The 11,565-nt window shown below is 67.4% G+C and carries 9 protein-coding genes; 7 read left to right on the forward strand and 2 right to left on the reverse strand.

The genetic code is table 11. The features are described 5' to 3' along the window. Window positions 1-41 precede the first annotated feature (41 nt). The 7 genes from SB751_RS27650 to SB751_RS27680 all read left to right on the forward strand — a co-directional run bounded on the left by SB751_RS27650 (window position 42) and on the right by SB751_RS27680 (window position 7,743). Window positions 42-2,780, forward strand: coding sequence for a nitrate reductase (locus SB751_RS27650; protein WP_144203444.1), 2,739 nt, complete (start codon window positions 42-44; stop codon window positions 2,778-2,780). 189 nt (window positions 2,781-2,969) lie between these two features. Then, a complete protein-coding gene (locus SB751_RS27655) occupies window positions 2,970-3,410 on the forward strand; it encodes a response regulator transcription factor (RefSeq protein WP_280527769.1) in 441 nt (146 codons plus the stop codon). Between the two features lie 103 nt (window positions 3,411-3,513). Continuing rightward, a complete protein-coding gene (locus SB751_RS27660; RefSeq protein WP_144203448.1) occupies window positions 3,514-4,569 on the forward strand; it encodes a hypothetical protein in 1,056 nt (351 codons plus the stop codon). A 47-nt stretch (window positions 4,570-4,616) separates the two neighbouring features. Next, the gene (locus SB751_RS27665; RefSeq protein ID WP_144203450.1) at window positions 4,617-5,045 is read left to right on the forward strand and encodes a hypothetical protein; all 429 of its coding nucleotides are present in this window, start codon (window positions 4,617-4,619) and stop codon (window positions 5,043-5,045) included. Between the two features lie 100 nt (window positions 5,046-5,145). Further along, complete coding sequence (locus SB751_RS27670) at window positions 5,146-5,772, forward strand: transcriptional regulator (RefSeq protein ID WP_144203452.1); 627 nt, start codon at window positions 5,146-5,148, stop codon at window positions 5,770-5,772. Further along, the gene (locus SB751_RS27675) at window positions 5,762-6,742 is read left to right on the forward strand and encodes an ornithine cyclodeaminase family protein (protein ID WP_144203454.1); all 981 of its coding nucleotides are present in this window, start codon (window positions 5,762-5,764) and stop codon (window positions 6,740-6,742) included. The genes SB751_RS27670 and SB751_RS27675 overlap by 11 nt, the downstream gene beginning before the upstream one ends. Before the next feature lie 32 nt (window positions 6,743-6,774). Next, complete coding sequence (locus SB751_RS27680) at window positions 6,775-7,743, forward strand: threo-3-hydroxy-L-aspartate ammonia-lyase (RefSeq protein WP_410748758.1); 969 nt, start codon at window positions 6,775-6,777, stop codon at window positions 7,741-7,743. A gap of 44 nt (window positions 7,744-7,787) precedes the next feature. On the opposite strand, the gene mdtD is transcribed toward SB751_RS27680, so the two are convergent. Together mdtD and SB751_RS27690 are read right to left on the reverse strand one after the other, a co-directional pair. Next, on the reverse strand, window positions 7,788-9,221 hold the full coding sequence (gene mdtD, locus SB751_RS27685; protein WP_244845007.1) for a multidrug transporter subunit MdtD: 1,434 nt from the start codon (window positions 9,219-9,221) through the stop codon (window positions 7,788-7,790). Between the two features lie 72 nt (window positions 9,222-9,293). Further along, the gene (locus tag SB751_RS27690; protein WP_348638701.1) at window positions 9,294-11,387 is read right to left on the reverse strand and encodes a TonB-dependent receptor family protein; all 2,094 of its coding nucleotides are present in this window, start codon (window positions 11,385-11,387) and stop codon (window positions 9,294-9,296) included. Window positions 11,388-11,565 lie beyond the last annotated feature (178 nt).

The raw sequence follows: 11,565 nt of genomic DNA on the forward strand, positions 1-11,565 counted from the left end.
CCTGCATTGCCGGCTGACATCACCGAAAGAGAGACATTGCTGTGAACCTGTCCGATATTGCGGTGGTTTCCGCCACCCCCACCACCACCACCGCCACCACCTGCCCCTATTGCGGCGTGGGCTGCGGCGTGCGCGCCACCGTGCGCGCGGACGGCCAGGTCGAAGTCAGCGGCGACGCCGACCATGCCTCCAACTTCGGCCGGCTCTGCGTCAAGGGCTCGGCGCTTGGCGAAACCCTCGACCTGAACGGCCGCCTGCTGCACCCCCAGCTGCGCGAGGCCGATGGCGAGCTGCGCCGCGTCTCCTGGGACGAGGCGCTCGACAAGGTGGCCAGGGGCTTCTCCGACATCGTCGCCGCGCACGGCCCGGACGCCGTGGCGCTCTATGTCTCCGGCCAGATCCTGACCGAGGACTACTACATCGCCAACAAGCTGATGAAGGGGTTCATCGGCACGGCTAATATCGACACCAACTCGCGGCTCTGCATGTCATCCGCCGTGGCCGGCCACAAGCGCGCCTTCGGCGAAGACCTGGTGCCCTGCAGCTACGAGGACCTGGAGACCGCCGATCTCGTCGTGCTGGTGGGCTCGAACACCGCGTGGTGCCACCCGATCCTGTTCCAGCGGCTCACGCGCGCCAAGGAAGCCCGGCCAGCCATGAAGATCGTGGCGATCGACCCGCGCCGCACCGCCACCTGCGAACTGGCCGATCTGCACCTGCCGCTGCGCGCCGGCACCGATGTGCGCCTGTTCAACGGCCTGCTGAGCCATCTGGCCCGCGCCGGCAAGACCGACACGGCCTTCGTCGCCGCGCACACCGCCGGGCTGGAAGCCACCCTGGCCGCCGCCGAGGCGGACGACACCAGCGTCGCCGCCGTGGCCCGCGCCTGCAAGCTCGACCCGGCGGACGTGCAAGCCTTCTTCGACCTGTTCGCCAGCACGGAACAGGTCATCACGGCGTTCTCGATGGGCGTGAACCAGTCGTCGTCCGGCACGGACAAGGTCAACAGCATCATCAACTGCCATCTGCTGACCGGCCGCATCGGCCGCCCCGGCATGGGCCCGTTCTCGCTGACTGGCCAGCCCAATGCGATGGGCGGGCGCGAAGTCGGCGGGCTGGCCAACATGCTGGCTGCCCATATGGAGCTGGCCAACCCGGTGCACCGGGACATCGTGCAGGACTTCTGGCAGTCCCCGGCGATGGCCGACCAGCCCGGCCTCAAGGCCGTGGACCTGTTCGATGCCATCGAGCAAGGCAAGGTCAAGGCGGTCTGGGTCATTGCCACCAACCCCGTGGTGAGCCTGCCCGATGCCGACCAGGCACGCCGCGCGCTGGCCAGGTGCGAGCTGGTGGTGGCGTCGGACATCGTCACGCACACCGACACCAACGACGCGGCCCACATCCTGCTGCCGGCACTGGGCTGGGGCGAGAAGAACGGCACGGTGACCAACACCGAGCGCCGCATCTCGCGCCAGCGCGCCTTCCTGCCCGCGCCGGGCGAGGCCCGCGCCGACTGGGACATCCTTTGCGACGTGGCCCGCCGCATGGGCTTTGCCGGCTTCGACTACGCCGGTCCGCATGAAATCTTCGACGAACACGCCCGCCTGAGCGCGTGGCGCAACGACACCGCCACCGAGCGCGACGCGCCGCGTGCGTTCGACATCAGCGGGCTGGCCGGGCTGGCCCGGGCCGACTACGACGCCCTCGCGCCCGTGCAGTGGCCAGTGCGCGCCAATCTGACCGAAGGCACGCAGCGCCTGTTCACCGACGGCCGCTACGCCCATCCCGATGGCCGCGCCCGCTTCGTGCCGACCGCGCCGCGCGCGCCGGCCCACGCCACGGACGACGACTTCCCGCTGATCCTGAACACCGGCCGGGTACGCGACCAATGGCACACCATGACCCGCACCGGCAAGGCCGCGCGGCTCTCCGACCACCTGCCCGAGCCCTTCGTCGACATGCATCCGCAAGACGCCCTGCTGTGCGGCGTGGGCGAAGGCAAGCTGGCGCGCATCACCAGCCGCTGGGGCGCGATGGTGGCCCGCGTGCGCCATGGCGGCGGCATTCCGCGTGGCAGCGTGTTCGTGCCGATCCACTGGAACGGCCAGTTCAGCTCCGATGCCCGCGTGGGCGCGCTGGTCAATCCGGCGGTCGATCCGGTCTCGGGCGAGCCGGAGTTCAAGCACACGCCGGTGCGCGTGGAGGAATTCCGCGTGTCATGGCACGGCTTCGTGCTGAGCCGCGCCGCCCTGCCCGCCGACGCGCTGACGTACTGGACGCGCATCCAGGGCAAGCAGTTCCAGCGCTACGAGTTCGCCGGCCGGGAGACCATTCCCGACCGCGCCGCCTGGGCCCGCGCGCTGCTGGGCGTGCAGGACCCCGAGGCCGACTGGCTCGAATACGAGGACCGCACCGCCGGCGTCTATCACGCGGGCTATGTGGTCAACGACCGCATCGAGGCCTGCGTGTACGTTTCCACCCGCCCGGACCTGCCCTCGCGGGCGTGGCTGTCGCAACTGTTCGGGCAGGAGCGGCTGGAGGACACCGACCGCATCGGCCTGCTGCTGGGCCAGCCGATGGAGAAAGGCGCGGACGCCGGCCCCACCGTGTGCTCCTGCTTCGGCGTGGGCCGCAACACGATCTGCGACGCCGTGCGCAAGCACGACCTCAAGACCCCGGCCGACATCACCGCCTGCGTGAAAGCCGGCGGCAATTGCGGCTCCTGCGTGCCGGAACTGAAAAAGCTGCTGGTCGAAATCCGGGTGGCCGAAGCGGCATAAATGGTTGCCTTTCTCCGCCCTCCCGATTATCGGGAGAGCGGAGATATTAGGCACCCTTATCTCTGATATTAAATAATTCCCACAAACAGTTCATTTATTTCACCTACGATGACCTGATTGCATCGTAGCGGGGTGACGCCCTGTCATCCGCTCGAAAAATAATAATGGGCATGCTTGCCGTCATCAAGGTTGACCACCCGGGAATCCCAGGTGCTCGCCTTGATCGCCCAAGGGATGAGCACCAGCGATATCGCCAGGTATCTGGGCGTTACCGAATTCACGGCCCGCAAGCACCGAACCAATATCTCGGCAAAACTCGATATCCACTCCACGTCGCAGCTGGTGGCCTTTGCCACGACGCATGCCAATACGGCGCCCCGCGCGCCCACCCCGCTTCTTCCACCAGACACATTAAGCAAGCGTGAAAAAGACGTCCTGGAGAAGCTGAGCCTGGGCCTGACGGCCAAGGAAATCGGCAGAAATCTCAGCATCAGTCCCCGCACTGTCAGCAAACACCTGGAAAATATCCGTGCCAAAACCGGGTTGCAAACCCTGGCGGCTCTCATGACGATTTCCAGGCAACTCAGAATTCCCATGGCATCCGAAAATCCGGATACGCAATCGGAGTAATGGCGATTACCCCCTCCAGGCACCAACACTGGTTCTGCGATAAGTCACCGACCGCTATCGCAAAATCAACCGAATGCCAGCAACATTCAAAAGGGGTAACACCATGAATTGGAATCGATCATTTACCGACCTGATACGCAACGGGCGCCCCGCCTATTGGGGAAACTGGACCCTGGCGCCCAATATCAAACCCGGCGCGGTGGGCTTTGTTTCTCCGGACACCGGCGATTTCACGCTGGTCAAGGAGGAGACACCGGGGCTCTCGCTAAGCACGCGCGGTATTCCCAACCAGTGGAAGCTGTCCTCCAGCAACGTGCAGCGCAGCGAATCCAACGTCAACCTGGACGGCTCGGCCACCGATCCGGATACCGGCATCAAGGTGACGGCCGGCGTGGAGGTGAAGTGGGAATTCTCGACCGTGGGGTCGATCGCTTCCGAATTCGGCATCGCGTCGGAAACGTTCATCAGCGACCTGACCCTGCTCGGCAAGCCGGAAACCTACCAGTGGCTGTACGACCAGGCGCAATCGGTCAGCATGGGGTCGAACGGGCGGATCGCGCAGGGTTTCGGCGTGGTCACCAGCGCGGTCTATGCCCACAGCGGGCTGAACGTGGGCTCCCAGGACAACAGTTCCTCCTTCTCGCTGACCGGCTCCGCCGGCGCGGTGCAAGAGATGCTGGGCGGCGCCAACGGCAAGGGCTCGTTCGTCTCCACCCGCCAGAACAAGAGCGTGGACCAGCATCTCTGGCCCTACCAGGCGGAGCAGCTCGCGCCCTCCCCGATCCCGATCGCCTACACCTTCGCCTCGTTCGACGGGCCGCTGCTGATTCCGAACTGGATCAACCGGCTCGGCGCCTTCGAGGTGGTGTTCGACAACAAGCCCGGGTGCACCTACGTGACCCACATCCAGATCGGCTACGACTCGCCGGCGGGGCGCCAGCACGATGAGTTCTCGCTGAGCGGCGGCATTTCCAAGACCGTGAGCAACATCCCGCTTAGCGCGACCAACCTCCGCGTGGACGTGAAATTCCAGGGGGTCATGAACAGCGACCACTACGCCTTCAACTGGCCCAGTCCGCTGGGGCAATGGCTGACGGGGCGTCGCGCCATCGAAATGACCGGCGTCTGGCCGGGGCAGACCCACGCGCGGGAAGTCTGACTTCCCTCTTCATCGCAGAAACCTGAAGTTTTCCAAGGAGAAACACCATGGCAACGCTCGTCAACATCACTGCCAAGACCCCCACCGCCGTGCAGATCTGGGGATTTCACGATCCGTCCGACGTCGACGACGTGGCGGCGGCGCTCAATACCATCGCCAGCGGCCTGACCGGCAACGGCCACACGATTCACGTCATGTCCGGCACCCACGGCTACTGCGATGGGAAGATCGGCGCCGTGGCACAGCGCGAAGAGAAGTTCGCGGACGAGGACCGGGCCCTTGCGTCGCCCAAGACCAGGGACCAGAAACCCGTCGCCATCGCCGTGCATGACTTCAATAACGGCAACCTGCCCGGCCCCGACCGCGTGACGGCGGCCATGGCCAAGCTGAACACGGACATGCGCCGCATCGTGGGCAATCTCCCGGGCACCCACACCTTCCTGCTGGCCTACTGCTGCAGCGCAGGCACGCGTTAGGCTGCCGAAGTCTTGAAGGGCGCACGCCGCGATGCGCACGCGGCGTGGGCGGGCAGTCCGCACCTTGACATTTCATCTACTGCTGGACAAAATGTCCAGCATGAAGACCCGCACGCCCGAGCAGCGCCAGTTGCTCGACCAGATCAAGCAGATTGCCGATGGCCTCGGGCAGACGCTCGCGCCGTTCTGCGAGGTCGTGGTCCATGACCTGCTCGAGCCCGGGCAGTCGATCCTCGCCATCCACAACAACCTGTCCGGCCGCGCCGTGGGCGAGCCCACCACCGAGCTGGGCCAGGCCCGCATCACCGATCCGGACTACCCTCAGATCATCGCCAACTATCCGAACCAGTTCGCGGATGGGCGGCAGGCCAAGAGCACCTCGGTGGGCATCAAGGACAGCAACGGGCGCTATATCGCCGCGCTGTGCATGAATGTGGACCTGACGCTGTTCCGCAGCCTGCAGATGGCGATGGGGCAATTCGTCCAGACCGCCGTCGAAGGGCCGCAAGAGTCACTCGACCCAGCCGGCACCGATGCCCTGCGTGCCCGCATCGACACCTTCGCCGCCCGGCTGGCCACCACGCCCCGTGCGCTGAAGACCGAAGACCGGCGCGCGCTGATGCATGAACTCAAGGCGTCGGGCCTGTTGGAGGTCCGGCGCGCCATGGAAACCGTCGCGGCACATCTCGGTGTGTCGCGCGCCTCGGTCTATAGCTATGCCCGCTGACACCCATCTGGCCCAACTCCTGCTCCTCGACAAATTCGACGTCGAAGCCGCCCTGCAACCGGACGACGTGCTGGAAGCCGTGCGTGAAGCCTTCGTGCTGCACAGCCACCGCGAAGGCCGCGTGTTCCCGCTGATCCGCGAGAAGCTGGCCACCGGCGGCGTGTTCGGCATCAAGGCTGGCGATGTGCCGAAGCAGAACCTGCTCGGCTTCAAGGCGGCCGGGTTCTGGCCGGACAACCGCGCCCAGGGCGGCGAGCCGCATCAGGCCACGGTGCTGCTGATCGACCCCGCCACGGGCCGCCCGCTCTGCGTGCTGGACGGCAACGCCATCACCACCGCGCGCACCGGCGCGGCCGGCGGCATCGGCCTGCAACTGCTGGCGCGGCCGAACAGCGCGCGCGTCTGCGTGTTCGGCAGCGGCGTGCAGGCGCGCGTGCAGCTGACCTATGCGCTGCGCCTGCTGCCGTCGTTGTGCCATGTGTCTTACGTCACCTTCAACCACCAGCGCGATCCGGCGTTCGAAGCAGCGTTCTCGGACCGCTGCCAGATCGAACTGGCGACGGACGCCAACGCGGCGGTATCGAAAAGTGATGTCGTCATCACCGCCACGCCCGGCGGTGGCGCCCTGTTCGACGCAGACGCCGTGCAGCCCGGTACCCACCTGAACTGCGTGGGCGCCGATACGCGCGGCAAGCGCGAGTTGCCGGACGGCGTGCTGGCCCGCGCGCGCGTCTTTGCCGACGACCGTGAGCAGGCCCGCGGCATCGGCGAATGCCAGTGGGCCGCCCAGGTCGATTGCACCGAGATTGGCGACCTGCTGACCGGCAATGCCATGTTCGACCGTGGCTCTGCCGACATCACCGTCTTCGACATGACCGGCCTCGCCCTCCAGGACCTGACCGTCGCCCGCTTCCTGCACGAGCGCGCCGTGGCCAATGGCACCGGCAAGCGCCTGGCCTGGCCCTGGTAATCTCTCACCTCCATCGCACACCCTCCCCTGCCATGACGACCCTGCAACTGCCCACCTACGCCGATGTGCAAGCCGCCGCCCAGCGGCTGGAAGGCCATGCCAACCGCACGCCCGTGAACACCTCGCGCACCTTCAACGAGATGGTCGGCGCCGAAGTGTTCTTCAAGTGCGAGAACTTCCAGCGCATGGGCGCGTTCAAGTTCCGCGGGGCGTTCAACGCCTTGTCGAAGTTCTCGCCCGCGCAGCGCAAGGGTGGCGTGGTGGCGTTCTCGTCCGGCAACCATGCCCAGGGCATCGCCCTCTCGGCCAGGCTGCTCGGCATGCCGGCGACCATCGTCATGCCGCACGACGCCCCGGCGGCCAAGGTAGCCGCCACCAGGGGCTACGGCGCCAACGTGGTGACCTACGACCGCTACAAGGAAGACCGCGAGGAAATTGGCCGCAAGCTGGCCGCCGAACACGGCATGACGCTGATTCCGCCGTACGACCATCCGGACGTGCTGGCCGGCCAGGGCACTGCCGCCAAGGAACTGTTCGAGGAAGTCGGCCCGCTGGACGCGCTGTTCACCCCGCTCGGCGGCGGCGGGCTGCTCTCCGGCACGGCACTGGCCACGCGCGCGCTGGCGCCGGCCTGCAAGCTCTACGGCGTGGAGCCGGAGGCCGGCAACGACGGCCAGCAGTCGTTCCGCAAGGGCGAGATCGTCAACATCGACACCCCGAAGACGATTGCCGATGGCGCGCAGACCCAGCATCTGGGCCAGTACACCTTTGGCATCATCCGCCGCGACGTCAACGACATCGTCACCGCCTCGGACGCGCAACTGGTGGACGCCATGCGCTTCTTCGCCGAGCGCATGAAGATGGTGGTGGAGCCGACCGGCTGCCTCGGAATGGCCGCCGTGCTGGGCATGAAGGACCAACTCAAGGGCCAGCGCGTGGGCGTGATCATCAGCGGCGGAAACGTCGATATCGCGCGCTTCTGCGAGCTGCTGGCAGCCTGAGCCCCGCCACGCCCCGCCCCACCACGCCCCACCCCGGCCGGGGCCTACATCTCCCCGGCCTGCTTCACCTCTTCCTTCGTGTCGCGCGCCGGCTCCGGCGATAGCTGCATGAAGATCCATGCCGATGCCGAGGTAATCAGCCCCACGCAGATGAAGGTGGCGTGGAAGGCCGGCAGCACTTCCATCTGGTGCGCGCCGTTCGCGCCAAATCCGGCCTGGAACGTGGCCAGCAGCGCGCCGGCCGACGTCACCGCCAGGCTCATCGACAGCATCTGCACCATCGACAGCATCGAATTGCCGCTGCTGGCGCTGCCCCCCGACAGGTCTTTCAGCGTCACCGTGTTCATGGCCGTGAACTGGATCGAGTTGACCATGCCGAAGATGGCCAGCTGCACCAGCGTCAGCGCCAGCGGGCGCGTGGGCGAGATCAGCGCGAACGACGCCATCACCAGCCCCACCACGAAGGTGTTGACCACCAGCACGCGCCGGTAGCCGTGGCGCTCGATCAGCATCGTCGCCAGCCGCTTGGAGGCCATGCCGGCGGCCGTGACCGGCAGCATCATCAGGCCGGCATCGAACGGCGCGTAGCCCATGCTCACCTGGAGCATCAGCGGAATCAGGAAGGGCATCGCCCCGTTGCCGATACGCGCGAACAGGTTGCCGAGCAGCCCCACGCTGAACGCGTGAATCTTGAACAGCTTCAGCGGAAACAGCGGGTTCTGGCGCTTGTTGGCATGCAGCACATAGGCCGTGAGCGCCGCCATGCTGCCAATCAGCAGCATCAGCACCGTGGCGTGCTGGAAGCCCATGCCGGCCAGCCCATCCAGCGAAAACGACAGCGCCACCATGGCCACGGCCAGCAGCAGGTAGCCGGTGACGTCAAAGCCGCCCATGCCGGGCAGCCGCGAATTGGGCATGTAGCGGATGGTGGCCAGGGCGCCGATGATCCCCACCGGCACGTTGATCAGGAAGATCCAGTGCCACGACAGCGTCTGCGTCAGCCAGCCGCCCAGCGTGGGGCCGATCAGCGGGCCGATCATGCCCGGAATGGCCACGAAGCTGAGCGCCTGGAGGTATTGCTCGCGCGGAAAGGTGCGCAGCACCGAGAGCCGCCCCACCGGCAGCAGCATGGCGCCGCCCACCCCCTGCACCACCCGCGCGGCGGTGAGCACCGGCAGCGTGGGCGCCCAGGCACACAGCAGCGAGCCGAGCACGAACAGGCCGATGGCGGTCTGGAAGATGGTGCGGGTGCCGAAGCGGTCCGCCAGCCAGCCCGAGGCCGGAATGACCACCGCCATGGTGAGGGAATAGGCAATGACGACCGACTGCATGCGCAGCGGGCTTTCGCCCAGGCTGTGCGCCATCGACGGCAGCGCCGTGTTGACGATGGTCGAGTCGAGCGTCTGCATGAAAAAGCCAACGGCCACGACCCACAGCATGATGCGCAGGTCGCGGTCCTGGGGCATGGAGGGGGGCATGGGGCTCCACGGATGCCAGTCAAAGACGCCACCTTAGGCCGGAGACGCGCCGCTGGCAAGTCAGGCGGCGGCTTACATCGACGCCCGCAGCCCCAGGAAGAAGCGCCGCCCGGCCGCCGGCTCGAAGTACCGGCCGTTGGCCTCGTTAACGATGACCGAGCCGATGTAGTGCCGGTCTGCCAGGTTGTCGATCCGGCCGAACAGGTACAGCCGGGTCCGGCCCAGCCTGAATTCGTAGCCGGCCTTCAGGTTGAAGACCATGTAGCCGGGCGCCGCCTGGGTGTTGAGGTCGTCCGCATAGACCTGGCTGTCCGCCCGCGCCTCCACCCCCAGCATCAGCGGCGCCAGCGGCCGGTAGGTCAGCTCTGCGCCCAGGCTGTGCCGCGCCGTGCCGGGCAGCCGGTTGCCGGCCGCCACCTGCAGGCCCTGCGCGTTGAGATAGGCCTCCCCGAAGTACGCCGACAAATAGGTATACCCCAGCCCCGCCCCCCACTGCTGCGCCTGCCCGAACGTGCCGCGCCAGCCCAGTTCCAGCCCGCGCCGGCGCACGCCGTTCACGTTCTGGTAGACCGTGCGGCCGGCGTTGTTCGATACCGGCACCACCTCGTCGTGACTGTCCGCGTCGAACAGCGCGGCCTCCACCTTCTGGCCGGCCGCCTGCCATTTCACGCCGATCTCGCCCTGCCGGCTGGTGGACGCCTGCAAGCCCAGGTTGGCGCCCACCCCGCCGGGGCCGTAGGCCACCTCGGTCAGCGTCGGGGTCTCGAAGCCCCGGCCCAGGTTGGCGTAGACATTGAGCGTGTCGTGGGCGTGCCAGACCACGCCGGCCACCGGGCTGACGTTGTGATAGGTGGAGGTGCCGCTGTCGTCCGGGCTGGCCGCCGTGACGTAGTGGTCGTCAATGCGCAGCCGGACCATGCTCGCCCGCAGCCCGCCCACCAGTTCCCAGGCGGGATGCACGGTCCAGTTGAACTGGGCAAACGCGCCGTAGTCGGCCGCCTCGTCGGTCTCGTCCCGGCGCAGCGCGCCCTGCTGGCCGTTATCGTTCACGTAGCCATGGCGGGCGTCGCGCATGGCGTTGGCCTCGATCCCGGCCGTCCATTGCAGCGGCAGGCCGTTGGCCGTGGTCTTGCGCGTCCACGCCAGCGCCGTGCCGCCGTAGGTGCGGTCCAGATCGACAATGCCGCCCGCCGACGAAGGCGCCGCGCCGCTGAAGCCGAGCCGCTGGGTCAGCTGCCGCCCGCCGCCATAAAGGCGGAAGTTCAGGCTGTCACGCTCGTTCAGCTGGTGTTCGACCACCACGCCGGCCTGCGTCTGCTCGACATCCTTGCCCGTGTTGAACTGGGTGGCCGCCGGCACGGCCTGCCGGGGGTTGGCGTCGGCCTGGGCGCGCGTGAGCCCGAGCGGGTCCTCGGCCAGCGGCTGGGTGAAGTAGTTGAATTGGCCGGTGATCTTGGTGGCCGTGGTCGGCTGGGCCACGATCTTGGCGTTGAGCTGGTAGCGGCGTGCTGCGCTGTGGTCCCGGTAGCCGTCGGTCTGGTAGGTCCAGGCGTCCAGCGAGCCGCCGAGGCGGTCATTGCCGCCGGCCAGCGCCACGCCGGCCTGCCATTGGCCGTCCGAGCCGAAGCCCGTGGCAGCCCGCCCGGTGAACCCGTCCCTGGGCGGATCGGGCGTGAACACCTGCACCACGCCGCCCGAGGCATTGCCGTACATCTGAGCGAACGGGCCGCGCAGCACCTCCACGCGGCTCGCGTTGGCCAGGTCGAAGGTGGACGCCTGCCCCTGCCCGTCCGGCATGGTGGCGGGAATGCCATCGACAAACAGCCGCACCCCGCGCACCCCGAAGGTGGAGCGGCTGCCAAAGCCGCGCACGGCGATCTGGAGGTCCTGGGCGTAGTTCTGGCGGTCCCGCACAGCGATGCCGGGCACGGTCAGGGTCAGTTCGGAGAGATTGACCAGCGGGGACGCCGCCGTGAAGGGGTCCACGGCGATGCTGCTGACGGCGGCCGGGGCATCAAACTGGCGCTGCTCGCTCCGGCTGGCGCTGACCACCACATCGGGCAGCGTCTTCTCGTCGGCGGTCTGGGCCGTGGCTGCCGGCATCGCCAGCAGCGAAGCCAGTGGAAAGATGGAAAAACGGGAAAGGGTCCTGCCGGTGGCGTGCATGGGGGCGCGTTCCAGAGAGTAGACACCTCGCGCGCGGAAAGTCGCGCGAGGCATAGTCTACCCAAACCGGGGCGCCCCGCCGGAATCAGTTGCCGCCGCTCACCAGCGTACGCGCCTCCACCACCTTGTCGCGGTAGGCCTCGAAGATGCGGCGCAGCGCCTGCTCCATGTTCAGCTT

This window comes from Cupriavidus sp. SIMBA_020 (assembly GCF_046535395.1).
GTDB classification, from domain to species: domain Bacteria; phylum Pseudomonadota; class Gammaproteobacteria; order Burkholderiales; family Burkholderiaceae; genus Cupriavidus; species Cupriavidus campinensis.

Excerpts from the sequence above, each read along its gene's own strand:
- SB751_RS27660 (WP_144203448.1), top strand. The coding sequence starts at position 3,514 with ATGAATTGGAATCGATCATTTACCGACCTGATACGCAACGGGCGCCCC.
- SB751_RS27665 (WP_144203450.1), top strand. The coding sequence starts at position 4,617 with ATGGCAACGCTCGTCAACATCACTGCCAAGACCCCCACCGCCGTGCAG.
- SB751_RS27670 (WP_144203452.1), top strand. The coding sequence starts at position 5,146 with ATGAAGACCCGCACGCCCGAGCAGCGCCAGTTGCTCGACCAGATCAAG.
- SB751_RS27675 (WP_144203454.1), top strand. The coding sequence starts at position 5,762 with ATGCCCGCTGACACCCATCTGGCCCAACTCCTGCTCCTCGACAAATTC.
- SB751_RS27680 (WP_410748758.1), top strand. The coding sequence starts at position 6,775 with ATGACGACCCTGCAACTGCCCACCTACGCCGATGTGCAAGCCGCCGCC.
- mdtD (WP_244845007.1), bottom strand. The coding sequence starts at position 9,221 with ATGCCCCCCTCCATGCCCCAGGACCGCGACCTGCGCATCATGCTGTGG.
- SB751_RS27690 (WP_348638701.1), bottom strand. The coding sequence starts at position 11,387 with ATGCACGCCACCGGCAGGACCCTTTCCCGTTTTTCCATCTTTCCACTG.